The sequence below is a fragment of the Amycolatopsis sp. NPDC031561 genome (assembly GCF_055580625.1).
This window is the reverse complement of sequence record NZ_JBVILA010000013.1, coordinates 127,216-144,577: the sequence shown is the minus strand read 5'-3', so window position 1 is coordinate 144,577 and position 17,362 is coordinate 127,216. Positions and strand designations below refer to the sequence as shown.

At 69.8% G+C, this 17,362-nt stretch carries 16 protein-coding genes; 10 read left to right on the top strand and 6 right to left on the bottom strand.

The genetic code is table 11. The features are described from left to right. Positions 1 to 97 precede the first annotated feature (97 nt). Positions 98 to 1,105 carry a 2,3-diaminopropionate biosynthesis protein SbnA gene (gene sbnA / locus ACZ5IK_RS25055; protein WP_465489883.1) on the bottom strand — a complete coding sequence of 336 codons (1,008 nt, stop codon included), beginning with the start codon at positions 1,103 to 1,105 and terminating at the stop codon, positions 98 to 100. A gap of 13 nt (positions 1,106 to 1,118) precedes the next feature. Further along, entirely contained in the window at positions 1,119 to 1,334 is a 216-nt protein-coding gene (locus tag ACZ5IK_RS25050) for an MbtH family protein (protein ID WP_101607067.1), read from the bottom strand. 180 nt (positions 1,335 to 1,514) lie between these two features. Here ACZ5IK_RS25050 and ACZ5IK_RS25045 point away from each other — a divergent pair, with 180 nt between their 5' ends. From ACZ5IK_RS25045 to ACZ5IK_RS25020, 6 genes are all read left to right on the top strand, one after another. Beyond that, positions 1,515 to 2,498, top strand: coding sequence for a TauD/TfdA family dioxygenase (locus ACZ5IK_RS25045; protein ID WP_465489882.1), 984 nt, complete (start codon positions 1,515 to 1,517; stop codon positions 2,496 to 2,498). Positions 2,499 to 2,520: 22 nt separating this feature from the next. Then, complete coding sequence (locus ACZ5IK_RS25040; RefSeq protein ID WP_465489881.1) at positions 2,521 to 8,826, top strand: amino acid adenylation domain-containing protein; 6,306 nt, start codon at positions 2,521 to 2,523, stop codon at positions 8,824 to 8,826. Next, positions 8,823 to 10,328 carry an amino acid adenylation domain-containing protein gene (locus tag ACZ5IK_RS25035; protein ID WP_465489880.1) on the top strand — a complete coding sequence of 502 codons (1,506 nt, stop codon included), beginning with the start codon at positions 8,823 to 8,825 and terminating at the stop codon, positions 10,326 to 10,328. Before ACZ5IK_RS25040 ends, ACZ5IK_RS25035 begins: the two co-directional genes overlap by 4 nt. Then, the gene (locus ACZ5IK_RS25030; RefSeq protein ID WP_410598222.1) at positions 10,325 to 10,561 is read left to right on the top strand and encodes a phosphopantetheine-binding protein; all 237 of its coding nucleotides are present in this window, start codon (positions 10,325 to 10,327) and stop codon (positions 10,559 to 10,561) included. Before ACZ5IK_RS25035 ends, ACZ5IK_RS25030 begins: the two co-directional genes overlap by 4 nt. A 72-nt stretch (positions 10,562 to 10,633) precedes the next feature. Then, positions 10,634 to 11,137 carry a tetratricopeptide repeat protein gene (locus ACZ5IK_RS25025; RefSeq protein ID WP_465489879.1) on the top strand — a complete coding sequence of 168 codons (504 nt, stop codon included), beginning with the start codon at positions 10,634 to 10,636 and terminating at the stop codon, positions 11,135 to 11,137. A 20-nt stretch (positions 11,138 to 11,157) separates the two neighbouring features. Beyond that, entirely contained in the window at positions 11,158 to 11,592 is a 435-nt protein-coding gene (locus ACZ5IK_RS25020; RefSeq protein ID WP_465489878.1) for a hypothetical protein, read from the top strand. A 6-nt stretch (positions 11,593 to 11,598) separates the two neighbouring features. Here the strand turns inward: ACZ5IK_RS25020 and ACZ5IK_RS25015 are convergent, their stop codons facing one another. Next, positions 11,599 to 12,387, bottom strand: coding sequence for an alpha/beta fold hydrolase (locus ACZ5IK_RS25015; RefSeq protein WP_465489877.1), 789 nt, complete (start codon positions 12,385 to 12,387; stop codon positions 11,599 to 11,601). A 66-nt stretch (positions 12,388 to 12,453) separates the two neighbouring features. On the opposite strand from ACZ5IK_RS25015, the gene ACZ5IK_RS25010 reads away from it, so the two are divergent. Together ACZ5IK_RS25010 and ACZ5IK_RS25005 are read left to right on the top strand one after the other, a co-directional pair. Beyond that, positions 12,454 to 13,140, top strand: a complete 687-nt coding sequence (locus ACZ5IK_RS25010; RefSeq protein WP_465489876.1) for a GntR family transcriptional regulator — start codon at positions 12,454 to 12,456, stop codon at positions 13,138 to 13,140. Positions 13,141 to 13,236: 96 nt separating this feature from the next. Further along, the gene (locus tag ACZ5IK_RS25005) at positions 13,237 to 13,716 is read left to right on the top strand and encodes a DinB family protein (protein WP_465489875.1); all 480 of its coding nucleotides are present in this window, start codon (positions 13,237 to 13,239) and stop codon (positions 13,714 to 13,716) included. Between the two features lie 37 nt (positions 13,717 to 13,753). On the opposite strand, the gene ACZ5IK_RS25000 is transcribed toward ACZ5IK_RS25005, so the two are convergent. Together ACZ5IK_RS25000 and ACZ5IK_RS24995 are read right to left on the bottom strand one after the other, a co-directional pair. Continuing rightward, on the bottom strand, positions 13,754 to 14,629 hold the full coding sequence (locus tag ACZ5IK_RS25000; RefSeq protein WP_465489874.1) for a MerR family transcriptional regulator: 876 nt from the start codon (positions 14,627 to 14,629) through the stop codon (positions 13,754 to 13,756). A 368-nt stretch (positions 14,630 to 14,997) separates the two neighbouring features. Beyond that, positions 14,998 to 15,321 carry a hypothetical protein gene (locus ACZ5IK_RS24995; protein ID WP_465489873.1) on the bottom strand — a complete coding sequence of 108 codons (324 nt, stop codon included), beginning with the start codon at positions 15,319 to 15,321 and terminating at the stop codon, positions 14,998 to 15,000. Positions 15,322 to 15,553: 232 nt separating this feature from the next. Between ACZ5IK_RS24995 and ACZ5IK_RS24990 the strand changes: the two genes are divergently transcribed. Further along, positions 15,554 to 15,997 carry a hypothetical protein gene (locus tag ACZ5IK_RS24990; RefSeq protein WP_465489872.1) on the top strand — a complete coding sequence of 148 codons (444 nt, stop codon included), beginning with the start codon at positions 15,554 to 15,556 and terminating at the stop codon, positions 15,995 to 15,997. 168 nt (positions 15,998 to 16,165) lie between these two features. After that, complete coding sequence (locus tag ACZ5IK_RS24985; RefSeq protein WP_465489871.1) at positions 16,166 to 16,771, top strand: hypothetical protein; 606 nt, start codon at positions 16,166 to 16,168, stop codon at positions 16,769 to 16,771. Between the two features lie 3 nt (positions 16,772 to 16,774). Here the strand turns inward: ACZ5IK_RS24985 and ACZ5IK_RS24980 are convergent, their stop codons facing one another. Next, positions 16,775 to 17,314, bottom strand: coding sequence for a helix-turn-helix domain-containing protein (locus ACZ5IK_RS24980; protein WP_465489870.1), 540 nt, complete (start codon positions 17,312 to 17,314; stop codon positions 16,775 to 16,777). Positions 17,315 to 17,362: the final 48 nt, after the last annotated feature.

Sequence of the window (17,362 nt, the reverse complement as noted above, 5' to 3'; positions counted from 1 at the left end):
CCCTCCCCTCCCCCCCCCCCCTCCCTCTCCTCCCCTCTCCCCCCCCCCCCCCCCCCCCCCCCCCACGGCGGCCGCGCATCACGGAGCCCTCCGAGCCCTACCCCTCGACCAGGACTCGCGTCAGTCCTTCCAGCGGCACCTCGCCGAAGTGGGTCGAGACCCACGCGTCGTTGTAGATCGTGTCGAGGTATCGCTCACCGCGGTCGGGTAGGACGAGCGCGCAGGTGGCGCCGGGCGGCACCCGGTCGCGCAGGCTGTCCACGGCCGCGACCACCGCGCCGGAGGAACCGCCCGCGAGGATCGCTTCACGCGCGGCCAGCCGGCGGCAGCCGCGGACGCTGTCCACGTCGGCGACGTGCACGACCAGGTCGGCCAGGTCGTCCGCGTGGTGACCGGGGCGGACGGCGGCGCCGTGTCCCGGGATCAGCCGGGGCCCGGGCGAGTCGGCGAAGATGGCGCTGCCCGCGGCGTCCACGGCCACGATCGTCACCGGCAGGTCGTTGGCCCGCGCGTACTCGGCGCAGCCGCGCAACGTCCCGCAGGAACTGGTGGCGCAGAACAGGAAGTCCAGTCCGCCCGGCACCCCTTCGACGATCTCGCGCATGGTGGTGTGGTGTGCCAGCGGGTTTCCCGGGTTCGAGTACTGGTCCGGCCAGTAGGCGTGCTCGAGGCATTCGGTCAGTTCCCGGATGCGGCGGATGCGGACCGGCAGGTAGTCGCCGGTGATCGGATCGGCCTCCTCGATCATCTCGACCTCGGCGCCCAGCGCCCGCATGATCGCGAGATTCTGCTTGCTGGTACGGGGATCCACCACGCAGATGAAGCGGATCCCGAAGTACCGGCACACCTGGGCCATTCCGATGCCCAGGTTGCCCGAGCTGGACTCGACCACCACCGAGCGCCCCGGGACGAGCCGTCCGGCCCGGACCTCACCGGCCAGCATGGACAGCGCCGCCCGGTCTTTGCTGCTCCCGCCGGGGTTGTGGCCCTCCAGTTTGGCGAACAGCCGGAACCCCGCCGACGGGTAGAGCTTGGTCAGTTCGACCAGCGGTGTCGCGCCGATCGTGGACAGCACGCCCGCCGGTTCGTCCTCAGTCAGGTCCATGGATTTCGCCGGCTCAGCCGGCTGTCGGGTCCAGTTGCCGACGCAGGCTCAGTGGCCGCATGTCGGTCCACACCTCGCCGATGTGGGCGAGGCATTCTTCGCGACCGCCCCGCGTGCCCTCGGCGTTCCAGCCTGCCGGCAGTTCCCTGTCGGCCAGCCAGATCGAGTACTGCTCCTCGTCGTTGACCACGACCAGGTACGCACGCTGGTCGGTCTGCTCCTCGGGCATGGGTGTCTCCTGGAAGTCACTGTCGCGCCCGGTTGGTCGGGTCGGCGGCAGGTCGAGCCTGCCCGCGAGAGCGCGTGCGACTGCAGAGAAGAACACGCAGAACCTCAGGCACGCCGGTGCGCCCCGCGCTACCCGTCATTCTCTTCTGGGCACCCGGAACGACCGGACACGATGTCGGGCATGACCGCTGGACCGTCCATCTCCGCGACAAACGAGTCTTCCGGGCAGGAGCGAGCCTTGCCCTGCGTGGTGACTCCCGGCCAGGGTGAGGCCAAGGACACCGCCTCCCTCGAGGCGCACCGCCCCCTGATCCGGAACCGGCTGCTCGAACACGGCGCCGTGCTGCTGCGCGGGTTCGGCATCGACGACGTGGACGGGTTCGACGCCACCGTCCGCACGCTGGCGGGCCCGCCGCTGACCTACCACGAGCGGTCCTCGCCCCGCAGCACGATCAAAGGGCAGGTGTACACCTCGACGGACTATCCGGAAGCCGAGGAGATCTTCCTGCACAACGAGAACTCCTACCAGGCCGCCTGGCCGCTGAGCCTGTTCTTCTACTGCGTTTCCCCGCCGACCACGCTCGGCGCCACGCCGCTCTCCGACACCCGGCGGGTCCTCGCGTCGATCGATCCCGACGTGCGGGCGGAGTTCGAGGCCCGCGGCTGGATGGTGGTGCGCAACTTCACCGACTCGTTCGGCCTGCCGTGGCAGCAGACGTTCAACACCACCGACCGCGAACAGGTCACGGCCTACTGCGCGAAGAACGGTGTCGAGACCGAATGGCTCGACGGGAACGGGCTGCGCACCAGAGCCCGGCGCCGGGCCGTGCACCAGCACCCCGTCACGGGCGAGGCCGTGTGGTTCAACCACCTCACGTTCTTCCACGTGACCACGCTGGCCGAGGACGTCTGCATGGGGCTGCGCGCCATGCTCGCCGAGGAAGACCTGCCGACCAACACCTACTACGGCGACGGTGGCACCATTCCCGACGAGGTCGTCGCCCACCTGCGGGACCGCTATCGCGCCGCGTCCCGGCGTTTCGACTGGCAGCGCGGTGACGTGCTGATGGTCGACAACATGCTTTCCTCGCACGGCCGGGAACCGTTCACCGGTCCCAGGAAGATCGCCGTGGCCATGGCCGAGCCGTCGACCGACGGTCAGTAGTACCGGACACGAAAGGCTGGCCATGGTGGAAAGCGGTGGCGTTCACCCGCTGTCGTCGTCGCAGGAACAGCTGTGGTTCATCGACGAGCTGCGTGCGAACGCGGCCATCGAGCACCTGCTGTCCGCGACCCTCCGCTTGCGCGGCGTCCTCGACGTCGGGGCGCTGACAGCGGCGCTCACGAAGATCGCGGCCAGGCACGCGGTACTGCGGTCCCGGTTCGACATGGTGGACGGGACGGCGGCGCAGATCATCACCGACCCGGCACCCGTCGAACTGTCCAGTGTGGACATCTCCGGCCTGCCGCTCGCGGACCGCGAGGCGAGCTTGCGGGAACTCCGGCTGAGCGACCTGCGCACCCCGATCGACCTGCGCACGGAGGCTCCGTGGCGGCTCACGCTGGTCCGGTGGGCCGACGACGAGGCCGTCCTGCTGATCGCCGTGCACCACATCGCTTTCGACGGCTTGTCCTGGAGTGTGCTGGCCGACGAACTCGACGCGTTCTACGGATCGAAGACGCTGCCCGAACCGGCTTTGCAGCACCACGAGGCCCTGCGCCGCCGCGAGCCGGGCACCACCGGTAGCGGACTCGCGTACTGGACGGACCGGCTGGCCGGGCTCGGCCCGCTCGAACTGCCCACCGATCGCGCCCGGCCGTCGAAATGGGTGGCCGACGGTGACTGCGTCGACCTCGTCGTACCGCCGGGTCTGGCGGATCGCCTGCGTAATCTGGGCCGGGCCCACCGCGCGACGCCGTTCATGGTCTACCTCGCCGCGTACCAGCTCTTGCTCGCCCGCTATTCGGGACAGGACGACGTCGCGGTCGGGGTTTCGGTGTCCACGAGACGCCGGGACGAGCTGCCGCTGATCGGCATGTTCCTCAACACGCTCGTACTGCGCGGTGATCTGTCCGGCGAACCGTCCTTTGTGGAGTTGCTGGGGCAGGCAAGGAAGACCGCGCTCGAGGCATACGCGCATCAGGACGTACCGTTCGACCAGGTCATCGCCCATCTGGAGCCGGAACGGGACCCGTCGCGAAACCCGGTGTTCCAGGCCGGTATCGCGTGGTACGACGCCCGGCGGCGGCCCTATCGGCTGCCCGGGCTCGACGTCACGCTCTGCCCGCCGCTGTGGGCCAGTTCGGCTTTCGATCTGTCGCTGCACTTGGCCCAGTTCGCCGACGGCTCGGTGCACGGCCAGCTCATCTACCCGACGAGCCTGTTCGACCGTGCCCGGGTCGAGCGGATGGCCGTCAACTACGTGCGGCTGCTCGAAGAGATCACCGCCGCACCGGAGACTCCCGCGCACGCGCTCGAACTGGTCGGCGAGTCCGAACAGGACCGGCTGCGTTCCTTCGGCACGGCGACGACGGAGACGGCCGGGCACTCACTGTCGGAGCTGTTCTTCGCCCAGGCGGCGCGATCCCCCGAAGCCGTGGCCGTACTGTCCGATGTGGACGAACTGACCTACGGCGAGCTCGCCACCCGAGTCGGCGCCCTCGCCGGCTACCTCCGCAGCCTCGGAACCGGCACGGAGACACCTGTCGGCGTCACCATGGACCGCGGCACCGATCTGGCCGTCGCGCTGCTGGCGATCCTCACCGCCGGTGCCACCTACGTCCCGCTGCCGCCGGACCACCCGGCCGAACGCCTCCGCCAGGTCGTCGCCGACACCGGCATCACACTGGTGCTGTCACATTCCACAGTGGACGTCCGCCTGCCGGAATCCCTCAAGCGGATCGACCTGGACGAGCACCGGGACGCCATCGCATCCCACTCCCTCGCCGATCGTCCGGCCGTCCATGGCGCGCAGATCGCCTACGTCGTGCACACCTCGGGATCCACGGGCAGACCCAAGGGTGTCGCCGTCACGCACGACGGAATCCGCAACCGGGTCCTGTGGTCGGTCCGCAACCAGCTCACGGCCACCGATCGGGTCCTGCAGAAGACCACGATCGGGTTCGACGCCTCGATGTGGGAGCTGCTGACCCCGTTCGTCGCCGGGGCCACCCTGGTCATGGCGCCGCCCGGCGCCCACCGCGACCCCGCCGCGATGGCCGGGGCGGTCACCCGGCACGGCGCCACCGTCCTGCAACTCGTCCCGTCGATCCTGCGCCTGCTGCTCGACGAGCCCGGATTCGCCGAATGCACCTCGCTGCGCCTGGTCTGTTCGGCGGGCGAGGCGCTGCCGGTGTCGCTGTGCCGCCGGTTGACCGAATTGCTCGACGTGGAGGTCGACAACACCTACGGCCCCACCGAATGCGCCATCGACGTGACCGCTGGCCGCTACCGGCCCGACGAGCGGGCAGGGACCGTGCCCATCGGCACGCCGTTGTCCAACACGCGGGTGCTCGTCGTGGACGCCGCGGACCGGCTCGTGCCGATCGGCGTACCGGGCGAGCTGTGCGTCAGCGGCATCGGCCTCGCCCGGGGCTACGCCGATCGTCCCGGCCAGACCGCCCGGCAGTTCACCCCGCATCCGTACCCCTCGGTTCCGGGCGAACGCTGGTACCGCACCGGCGACCTGGCCCGCTGGCGGGACGACGGCACGCTGGAGTACGCGGGCCGCGTCGACCACCAGGTCAAGATCAACGGCGTGCGGATCGAACCCGCCGAGATCGAAGCCGTCCTGTGCACGCACCCGGACATCACGGCCGCCGCCGTCATCCCCCACCGGTCTCCGGCCGGAGACACCACTCTCGTCGCCTATGCGGTGTCCACCAACGGAACCACGCCCGCCGACCTGAGCGAGCATCTGGCCACCCGGCTGCCGTCGCCCATGATCCCACCGGCCATCCACCTCCTCGGCGCGCTTCCCCTGGGCCCCAACGGCAAGCTGGACCGTGCCGCGCTCCCCGCGCCGGACGGCCCGGAGTCCGCATCGGACGATCACACGGCCCCGAGGACCCCGTCCGAGGAATTCGTCGCCGCCGCCATGGCCGAGTTGCTCGGTGTCGAGCGCGTCGACGTCCGCGCCGATTTCTTCGCCCTCGGCGGGCACTCGCTGCTGGCCATCCGGCTCGTGCTGAAGCTCCGGCGTGAGTTCGGTGGCGAGCTGACGGTCGGCGAACTGTTCGACGACCGGACCGTCGAGCGCCTCGCCGCCCGGCTCGACGCGAACACCACGGGCACCGCCGTCGCGGCGATCCGGCCGGTCCCCCGGGACGGCGGCCTGCCGTTGTCGTTCGCCCAGCAGCGGATGTGGTTCCTCGACCAGCTCGACCCGGGCAGCGTCGAGTACCTCATCCCGTTGGCGCTGCGGCTTTCCGGCCCGCTTTCCGTCGAAGCGTTCCAGCGCGCGCTGGACCGGCTCGCCGAGCGGCACGAGGTACTGCGCACCCGCTACGTCGGCCAGGGCGGCGAGCCCGTGCAGATCGTCGACCCGCCGGGGCCGGTGGCGTTCCGCCTCGTCGACCTGACCGGCAGGCCCGAAGAGGCCCGCGAGCTGCTGGACCAGGTGTCCGGCAGGCCGTTCGACCTCGAGCGCGAGCATCCGCTGCGGGTCACCGTGGTCCGGGTGGCCGCGGACGAGCACCTCGTCGCGCTGACCCTGCACCACATCGCCTTCGACGCGTGGTCGATGGACATCCTGTTCCGCGACCTGAACGCCGCCCACGGCGGGCCGCTGCCCATCCAGTACGCGGACTTCGCCGCCTGGCAACGATCCGCACAGTCCACTCAGGACATGGCCGGTCAGCTCCGGTACTGGCTGGACCGGCTGGCCGGGCTCACCCCGGTCGAGCTGACCACCGACCGCCCGCGCCCGGCACAGCGTGACCCGCGCGGGGACACGGTGGCGGTCACCGTCCCGGTGCCGGTGGCCAAGGCGGTGACCGAACTGGCCGCCCGGCAGGGCGCCACTCCGTTCATGACCCTGCTGGCCGCGTTCCAGGTGCTGCTCGGCCGCTACACCGGCCGCACCGACGTCTCGGTCGGCACCCCGGTCGCGGGCCGGACGCGGCAGGAAACCGAAGAACTGCTGGGATTCTTCACCAACACGTTGGTCCTCCGGGCCGATCTGGCCGGTGAGCCGACCTTCACCGAACTGCTCGATCAGGTGCGCCGCGGCTGCACCGACGCGTTCGCTCACCAGGACGTGCCGTTCGAGCACCTCGTCGACGCGCTGCAGCCGGATCGGGACCTCTCCAGGAACCCGCTATTCCAGATCATGTTCGAGCTGGAGCATCTGGAGAACCGGCCGGACACCCTGTGCGGCACCGCCGTGCAGCGGATCCCCTCCGGCACCCCGGTGGCCAAATTCGACCTCATCGTGTCCGTCCAGCAGCGGGACGGCGGCGAGCTGCGCTGTGTCTTCGAGTACGCGACCAGCCTGTTCGACCGGACGACCGTCGAGCGGATGGCCGGGCACTACCTGCACCTGCTGGCGAGCATCGGCACCGCTCCGGACCGGAAGCTGGCCGAACTGGACCTCCTCGGTGACGACGAACGCCGGCGGCTGCTGAGCGACTGGCCCGACCCGGAGCGCGATCGGCTCGCGACGCTGGATCCCGCCGAAGAACACCGGATGTGCCTGCCCGAGCTGGTCGAGCGACAGGCGGTGCTGCGTCCCGACGCGATCGCCGTGGTCTGCGGTTCGCTGCAGCTGACCTACGCCGAGCTGAACGCACGGGCCAACCGGTTCGCGCGGCTGCTGCGGACGCGCGGGGCCGGGCCGGAGACCGTCGTCGGAGTGTGCCTGGAGCGATCGCTCGACGCCGTGGTGGTCCTGCTGGGCGTGCTCAAGTCCGGCGGCGTGTACGCCCCGTTCGACCCGCGGCATCCCGCGGAACGGCTGGACTTCATGCTGACCGACGCCGGTGCCCGGGTCGTGGTGACCACTCCGGAGTTCGCCGGCCGGTTCGGCGACCGCGAAGTGGTGGCCGTCGACGGGGAATCGGCGGACTGGCCCACCGAAGACGACAACCTGGTTCCCCGGCCGGACCCAGGCTCGCTGGCGTACATCATCTACACCTCCGGTTCGACCGGGCGGCCCAAGGGCGTCTTGATCGAGCACCGGTCCTACGCCCACCACTGCCGGGTGATCGCGGACGCCTACACCATCGGCTCCGACGACCGCGTCGTCCTGCTGTCCGCGCTGACCTTCGACGTGGCCATGGACCAGATCGGCGCCACCCTGCTCACCGGCGCGACGATCGTGGTGAGCGACCCGGAGACCTGGACCCCGGCCGAGCTTCCGGCACGGCTGGCCGAGTACGGGGTGACGATCATCGACACCGCACCCGCGTACTACCGCGAGGCGATGCGCTACGGGCCGGAGCTGCTGGCGGGACTGCGGTTGATGAACGTCGGCGCCGACGTGGTCACGGCCGACGACGCGCGGCAGTGGGCGGCGACCGGCCACCCGGGGCGGTTCCTGTGCAGCTACGGGCCGACCGAAGCGACCATCTGTTCCTTGCTGTACCCGGTGTCCGGTGACCTCGACGGGCAGCAGGGCGGTGCCGCGATGCCGATCGGACGGCCGGTCGCGGGCACCCGCGCCTACATCGTGGACGCCGATCTCCGCCCGGTGCCGACCGGCGTGCCCGGGGAACTGTGCCTCGGCGGGGTGCGGCTGGCCCGCGGGTATCACCACCGCGCCGCCCTCACCGCCGAACGGTTCGTCCCGGACCCGTTCGGCCCACCGGGGGCACGGCTGTACCGCACCGGGGATCTGGTCCGGTATCGCCAGGACGGGGCGATCGAGTTCCTCGGGCGGATCGACCACCAGGTCAAGATCCGCGGGTTGCGCGTCGAACTCGGCGAGATCGAGGCGGCCCTGCTGCGGCATCCGGACGTGGACGCGGCCGTGGTGGTCACCGCGGCGGGCGCGGCGGGTGACCCGCTGCTGGCCGCCTACGTCGCCGGTGAGCCCACCGCCGCGGCGTTGCGCGAACACCTGCGCGCGCTGCTGCCGGAGTACATGGTCCCGGCACGCTGGGCGATACTCGCCGCCCTGCCGATGACGGCGAGCGGAAAAGTCGATCGAAAGGCCCTGCCCTCGGCGGAACCGGTCGCGTCCGGAACCGGACCGGCCGAGGCGCCACGCGACCCGGCGGAGCAGCTCATCGTCGACATCTGGCGCGAGGTGCTCGGAGTGGACCGGGTCGGCGTGACGGACGATTTCTTCGCGCTGGGCGGGCATTCGCTGCTGGCGACCCGGGTACTGGCCCAGCTGCGACGCGCGTTCGCCGTGGAGCTGCCGCTGCGCCGTCTGTTCGAGGCCACCACGGTCGCCGAGCTGGCGCAAGCGGTGACGCGGGCGGTCGAGGACGAGATCACCGGGCTCTCCGACGCCGAAGTGGAACAACTCCTGGCCAGTGAGGCGACATGAGTTTCGTCGACGACGTCTGCGCGCATCCTCCTGAGACGGTCGCGATCCGCACCCCGGACGGTCAGCTGACCTACGGGGAGCTGACCGACCGGATCCAGCGGCTCGCCCATGTACTGGCGGGCAACGGATTGGGGCCGGAGCAGGTCTGCGCCATCGCCGTCGAGCACGGTGTGGAAGCCGTGATCGCGATGGCCGCCGTGGCACGGGCGGGCGGCGCGTTCCTCGCCCTCGACGCCGACCTGCCGCCGGCTCGTCTCGACGCGATGTGCCGCACCGGCGGCGCGCGGATGCTGCTCACGACGACCGCGCTCGCCAAGCGGCTCACGCTGCCCATCACAGGTCCGGTCATCGCGATCGACCAGACCACGCCGCCCGCCGTGGTGGTGCGCTTGCCCGAAGTCACGCCACGCACGCTCGCCTACGTCAGCCACACGTCCGGGTCGACCGGCACCCCGAACGCCGTGCTGGTCGAGCATGGCGGGCTGCGGTCGTACCTGCGCGCGATCGGCGCGGACAACGGTTTGGGGCCGCGGACGGTCACGTTGCAGGTGGCCCCGATCGGTTACGACGCCTCGATCCGCGACGTGTTCGCGCCGCTCGTCGCCGGTGGCTGCGTGGTCCTTGTGCCCCGCGCGAAGCTGCTGCGCCCGGACGAGTTCGCCGGCACCGTGCGCACCTTCGGCGTCACCACGCTGCTCAGCGTGACACCGTCGTTCCTCGGTTTCCTCGCCGGGCACGAGGCTGCCACAGCGGCGCTGCGGACGGTCGAACTGATCGTCTCGAGCGGGGAGTCGCTGTTGCCGTTCCTCGTTTCCGGTGGCCGGGGTCTGCTGCCGGGACGGCTGGTCAACCAGTACGGCCCGACCGAATGCACCATGACCTCGACCCGGTACCCCGTGCCCGCCGACCCGGTGACGGCGGCCGACCTGATCGGCACGCCGATCGACGGGGTTTCGGTGTGGCTGCTCGACTCTGATCACCGTCCCGTCCCCGACGGGGCCACCGGTGAGGTCCACATCGGCGGCGTCGGCGTCGCCCGCGGCTATGGCGGACGCCCCGGCCTGACCGCCGAACGGTTCGTCCCGGACCCGTTCGGCCCGCCGGGAGCGCGGCTGTACCGCACCGGCGACCTCGCGCGCCGTCACGCCGACGGCAACCTGGTGTACCTGGGCCGGGTCGACCGGCAGCTCAAGATCCGTGGCTACCGCGTGGATCCGGCCGAGATCGAAGGCGCGCTGCTGTCCCATCCCGCCGTGACCGGCGCCGTCCTCACCGCGGACAAGGACGAACGCGGCAGGGTCGGCCTCACCGCGCATGTCGTGGGCGAACTGGACGGCGTGCCGGACACCGCGCTGCGCGCGCACCTGGCCGGATCACTGCCGCCGTACATGATGCCGCGCCGCTTCGTCCGCATCGCCGGCCTGCCCACCACACACAGCGGCAAGACCGACCGGAAAGTGCTGACAGCGCTGACCCACACTCACGAGAACGGACCGCGATGACCACGACCCACGACCTGCCCGAGCTGATCGTGTCGCTGTACCGCGATTCCCTGGGCGACAACACCTTGGACGCCGACAGCGACTTCTTCGAGTCGAACGGGGACTCGCTGGCCGCCTTCCAGATCACCGCGGGGCTGCAGGACGCGCTCGGTATCGAGGTCTCGGTCGCCCTGGTCTTCGCGTACCCGTCGCCGGCGGACCTGGCGGCCGTGATCGCCTCGGACCAGGCGTAGGAGCCGCAACACGGCCCCGAAGATCTGGGTACCCTCGAATCGACAGCGTCTTTCACCGCCAGGGGAGGCAGCATGCCGGAAGACGATTCGATCCCAGCCCGCCAGGCCGCCGTCGACCTCGCCACCGCCCGCTTCGGCGCCGACCACCGGGAGACGCTGAAAGCCCGGAACCTGCTCGGTTTCGCCCTGCACCGCGCCGGCAGGCTGGAGGAAGCCGAACGGGAACTGCGCGCCGCGAACGCCGACTGCACCCGCGTTCTCGGTCCGGCTGACGCGGAAACCCTGTTCGGCCAAAGCCTCCTGGCCTATCTTTTGCTCGATTCCGGCGACGTACGCGAGGCGACGCAACGGCAACGCGCGCTGGTCGAGGCCACGGCCACCGCTCTCGGTGAGCGCGACCCGGTCACCCTCGGCCGCCGAGTGAACCACGGTGTCCTGCTTTACCACCTCGGTCAACTGGACGTCGCCGAACGAGAACAGCGCTCCACCCTGGAGCTCTGCGACGAAGTCCTCGGAGCCCGGCACCCGATCACCTCGAGCTGTCGCCGCAGCCTGCAGACGATCCAGGGACACTGAGTCCACAGTGGACTACGACCGTGAGTAACACGTCACCGGTGACGTGTCCGCCTCAAGATCCCGCCCTCCGGACGCGTTCTGCCAGGCATTCCTCCGCCAGGAACCCCACCGCTCCCCACCTTCTCCTCACCCTCCAGGACAAGGCCGGAGACGACGTCAATCTCCGTCTGCTGGTCGCCGCCCGCTTGCACCCGGACGGCGATCTGACGGAGTTGCGCAGACACAGCGAGGCGTACCCGGACAAGGTCGTGCGACGGCACCTGACCGAGTTGCTCTTGCCGGTCGATCGAGAGGACGAAGCGCGAGAACTGGCTGAGACGTCCCGCGCGGCCAGACGCACCTACACCGCGTTTTCTCATCTGCGCCTCCACCTCAACGGTGATCAGGAACTGGACGACACGGCACTCCTGATCAAGCACCACGGTCTCGACACCAACGGGGCGATCGCGGGGTAAGCCCGTTCAGCCGACCTGGGCGACCAGATCGCGCACTGTCGCCAGGGTTTCGTCGGGATGGTCGAGGTGCACGCTGTGCGTCGCCCCCGGCCAGCACTCGACCCGCCCGCCGAACGCGGCGGCGAGGCGCTCGTGGGAACGCCGCATCGCACTGTCCGGCTTGCGGTCCGCGGTCACCACCACGGCAGGCAGGCTGGGCAGCTCCGCCCCTTGCAGGTCCTTCGCCAGCACCGAGATGCCGCGGACCGCCCGGGCCAGCATCGGCGCGTCCAGGTCACCCGTCCGCACGAACGCGGCCTCGCAGTCCGGCCGGAGTTCCTGACGTCGCGCGGCCCGGACCACGGCGGCATGGACCACGCGGGGCAGGATGCTACGCAGCACGGGAACCGTCGAGACCGAGCCGAGCACGCCTATCCCGCGCTCCAGACCGGCGCAGGTTCGGGGATCGTCGATGGGTGTCGGGTCGAGCAAGACCAGGCCGGCGACCTTCTCGGGGTACGCGCGGGCGAGCAGGACCGCCACGGCGCCGCCGAGGCTCTGGCCGACGACCACGACCGGCCCGCAGTCCAGGCTGTCGATGAGCGCGCTCAGGTGGGCGGCGGCATCCGCCAGCGCCCCCTCGTCCGTCGAGGTGCCGGTGCCCGGCCGGTCGTGCACGATCACCCGGCAGCCCGGATCGGCGAGAAGTCCTTCGACCAGACCGGGAAAGAAACCTTCGCAGGCCTCGGCGCCACCGGGCAGCAGCAGTACCGGCTGCCCGGACTCGCCATGGACGCGGACCCCGTCGATTTCCATCAGCGCTCCTCGTGTACTCCAGTATTGTTGCACAATCTTACCGGAAACTGTGATGCAAGGAGAGCCATGGCGGCGAGCCCGAACCGTGCGCAGGCCGCCCCGGAGCGGATCGCCGCGGCCCTGCGCGGAGAACTGCTCGAAGGCGTTCATCCGGTCGGCACCCGCTTCCGCGAAGAGGTGCTGGCCGAACGCTTCGACGTCGGCAGGCACACGATCCGTTCGGCCATCCAGCTGCTCACCGAGCGCGGGCTGGTGGTGCACGAACGCCATCGGGGCGCCGTCGTCGCCCCGTTGAGCAGGCGGCGGATCGACGAGGTCTTCGACTACCGCAAGGTGCTCGAACTCGGCGCGCTGCGCATGGCGCAGGACAAGGGCTCCGACCTGAGCCCCGTGCTCACCGAGGTCGAGCGCCTGGAGGAACTGGCCGTACGGTCACCGGCCCCATCCTGGCGCGAGCTGACCGGGGCGCACGGCGCCATCCACCGGGCGATCGTCGCGGCGGCGGGCAACCGGCGCCTGCTGGACGACTTCCGGCGCTGCGAGGACGAGGTCCGGCTGCTGCTCACCTTCGTCCGGCCGGATTTCGACGCCGCGCACCTGGCCGCTGTCCACCGCGAGCTGGTCGAAAAACTCCAGCAGGGCGGGAAAACCGCCGCCGACGCACTCACCGAGGACATCGACGACGGTGGCCGGGCGGCTCTGCTGACAGCCTTGCACCGGGCCGAAGAGAGCGCGCGGCTGCTCGGGCACTGAAAGTGGAGGGCGTCGCGCGCTTACCTCGCACCGCATGCTGATTGACTTACGCGGACTCGTTCGGCAAGAGTCGCGAGCCAGGATCAGGAGACTTAGATGAACTCGTTCGCCGTACCGCTGGACGATGAACGCACCCAGCTCGAAGCCTTCATCGAGGAATACCGCGGTGCCATCGAGGCGACTCTCGACGGTCTCACCGAAGAACAGGCCCGCCGTCGGCTCGTCCCGTCGGCGACGACGTTGCTCGGACTGCTCAAGCACGTCACGTGGATGCAGCGGGTGTGGTTCGAAGAGTGCGTCGGCGGAACGTCCCGTCAGGGACTCGGCCTGGTGCGGAATCCGGATGAATCCTTCCGGCTCACCGACGAAGACACCGTCGCTTCGGTCACGGCGGCCCACCGGGAAGCCTGCGCCACGGCCAGGACGACGGTCGCGGACCTGCCGCTGGACACCGTCGTGACCGGTCACCGGACCGGGCCGCGCACGCTCCACTGGGTGTACTTGCAGGTTCTGCGGGAGCTGGCCCACCACTGCGGGCACGCCGACATCCTGCGCGAACAGGTACTCGCCACCTGAGCGGCATCGATTCACAATCGATGCAATTGCCGCCCGGTCAGACCTTTGACCGTTCGGCGGCGAGGTCCAGCGCGCCCGCCAGATCGTCGACCCAGGGGGCGCCGCGGACGTCGAGCCCCTGCCAGCCCGGCCCCGCGACCGCGACGGCGAAACCCTTGCGCTGCAAGCGGCGGCAAAGCAGGAGGTCGACGGTCGCCGGGGACATCGACCACAGCACGACGAGCGCCGGTTCGAGCCTGGCGACCATCCCGGCCGTGGTCGCCGCGGGCACCATGTGGCCGAGATAGACGGCGGGGATGCCGGTCTCCGCCAATGACGCGCGCAGGACTTCGACAGGCAGGCTGTGACGCTCCCCCGGGCAGCAGGCGATGAGCACGGAGCGATCCGCCCGGACACCGGCGAACCGGCTGACGTAGCGCTGGAGCGCGAAAGACACCTCGGTGGTGAGCGCCCACTCGGACTCGAAGCACACGTCACCCCGGAGCCAGCGTCCGCCGAGATTCCGCAGGATCGGCAACAGCACCTCGGTCCACATCTTCGCCGCGCCCATCGCGTCGAGCGTTTCGTCCAGCAAGGCCGCGATGGTGGGGAATTCGAGGTTTTCCGAGGCCTGCTCGAGTTCGTCGACCCGCCGATCCGGGGAAACCTCGGGAAGAGCTTCGTCCACGCCGGAGAAGACGGCCGCCGCCGCCTCGCGCGCCCGGACACCGCGACCGATCAACCGCTGCATGTGCTGGAGCCTGCGGACGTCGGCGTCGGAATAGCGGCGATGACGCCCTTCCGCCCGCAACGACGGGCCGACGCCGTACCGAGACGCCCAGGTCCGGAGGGTCACCGGAGAAATCCCCAGCTCTTCGGCCACCATCCCGGGAGTCCACGCCCCCGCGTCGGCACTCATCTCGTCGACGTCCATCAACACCTCACGAATTCAGGTGTAGTCCTCCCCGCACGGATGTGCACACCATGATCAGCTTACGAGAGGGATCGGTCCGGGCGGCCGGAACGAGGCCGGCACGCGTGTCCTCCCTCCTGGCTCACGGCGAAGATTCCACGTGAATGAGTACCCGGCGGCGCCTCGGCTCGACCGGGAGGGGCCGGTTCCGCCAGGGCGCCGCCGGGCTCACGGACCCGGCGCGAGGGGGAGGGTGGCCGGGCCCGCAGGGTGACCGAACGGCACGTCACCCTCGTTCACTGGTGGTCGTCTTCGAAACTCAGGCGATCCAAAACTATACACGAGATTGCAACGGTTGCGAATCGAATCGAGACGTACGAAAAGCGCCATCAGATGTCGTATTCGCTTCGATACTTGTCGAGGATCGAAGAGGTCCGCCCGTGCATTCGTTCCCTGGCACGGTCCCGCGCGATCTCTGCGATCTCCGCCGGTCCGTAGCCCAGCCAGCGCATGGTGTTGAGCGCGATGCTGATCACGTCCGTCGCTTCGCGTGCGGCCGCCCGGGAGTCGCCCTTGGCGAGGTGCTCGCGCATTTCCTCGTACTGGATCTCCGCAGCGCGGGAGAAGTGTTCGAAGGCCTTGCCGCGTATCTCGTCGTGCACTTCGTCCCAGGCGTTCCAAAAGCCCTGGAAGGGACCCAGATCCTCGGCCATCGTCGTCACCCTTCGGTTCACCTTCTCGCCGGCCCGCATTCGTGACCAGTGACAAATCACTGTGCCGCGCCGGTTCGCGATTCGTGAGCCATGACGACGACACCGCCATTCGCGTGACGGCAGGATCGCCATGGTCACAGATTCGGAGCAACGAGGAAGTAGTGGAGGCGGATATGCGAAGAAAAGTCAGCCGGTCAGGTTTTTCCGGCAGCTCCTGACCCTACTGGGAGTAGTGCTCGCGACGGTCCTACTCGCGACCGGCACTGCATCCGCATCGGCATCACGAGCCGCCACCAAGCATTTGATCTCCCAAACGATCACGAACGATGTCCGAGGCTCGGCGGGTATCGCGGCCACGACCTGCACGGCGAACCTCACGACCCCGGTCCGGGCCGGCGCCTCCGAGGTGGCCAGTGACTACTCGGTCACCTGCGATCAGGAGGTCACGGGCATCGCGGGCTTCGTCGCGATCTTCCGGGGGAACGAAAGCGCCCCGCTGGGCAACACCGTCGACCAGTTCGATTTCGGGACGATGGGCGGCGGCGAACAGCTCAAGCGGCCGTGCGCCAGCGGCCTTCTCTACGCCGCGATGCGCGCGGTGGTCATCTTCAAGACGGGTGAGCCAAAGATGATCGACCGGACGTTCTTCACCCCCGCTGCCCGCATCGCCTGCTGAGCACGCGGTACCCGGCGGGGACCCCCGCAGGTCCCCGCCCCGTGGTGCACATTCCGCCGCGTTCCGGAACAGAATTCGCGGAGCCGTAAGGTCTCCGAAAGGTCGGAACCCACACCGGAAAGCCGCCGTCGGATCGCCGATTCAGATCCCGCACGGAAGGCGAATCCGATGACCTATCCAGGCAGGCCCGACCACCAGAACACTCCGCAGCACTTCGGCACGCCACCGCGGCCCGCCACCGTCAAACCCGGCGTCGCCATCGGGATCCTGATCGCCGTGATCGCACTGACCGCCTTCTGCGTCACCGGTTTCGCCGCGCCCGGATTCCTGCTCGGCAAGGGTTCCGGCCTCCTCCCGCCCGCTCCGTCGTCCAGCCCGGCCCCGACTTCCGCGCCCACGAGCCGGACGAGCACCACGACCGTCAGCCGCCCGACCCGCCCGCGGGTCACCGTCACCAGGCGTCCCGCCCCTCAACCGCCCGAGAAGGGGGTTCAGGTGATCACGGACTTCCTCGCCAAGATCGCCGCGGGCGACAAGGCGGGAGCGATCGCGCTGGCCTGCGAACAGCAGAAGAGGTTCATGGACGACAAAATCGATTCCCTGCTCCCGCTGGGCTCACGGGTCACGATCACCAGCACCGGCGGAACGTCCAGATTCGTCCTGGCCGACGTCGCCGGGACCGTCGAAAGCCGGAGGGCCAAGGGCACGGTGATCGCGGATCGCCGGGACGACGGGGATTTCTGCGTCACGACCTTCAGCATCCGTGACGCCTGAAGCTCAAGTGCCGGGTGCTTCCTCGATCGGGAAATGGATCGGGCTGAGCAGGTATTGGGCGCGATCCGGCCGGGGTTCGTGGGACAGAACGGGAACGATGGCTGCCCGCATCGCGCCGATCAGCTCGAGGAGTTCTTCGCGGGAGAGCCAGACCGCGTGCTGGCGGTAGCCGACCAGGTCCGCGACCGGATCGGCTCCGTCCCGGTCCAGATAGGCGGTGAACTCGGCCACCAGGGCGGCCATCGCGGTGACGAAACTCCGTTGGAAGTCCTCGGTGGTCGCCGACGCGAGGGCGTCGGGATCGATGGCCGCACGATCCTGACGGAGCCGGTAGCCGCGCTCGACGGCACCTCGCACCCGGCGCTCCTCCGCCACTTCCAGGACGCCACCTGTCTCCAGAAGGTCGACATGCCGATAGACCATCGCCTTCGAGGCGTCGGGAACGCGCGCGCAGAGCTGAGCCGTCGTGAGCACCCTCCCCCCGCGCATCGCGTGCACGATGCGCAACCGAACCGGATGCGCCAGGAGTTCCCACGCGTTCACCCGGCAACGATCTCATGATGTGCTACCTTTCGCAAAACGTGAGAAAGG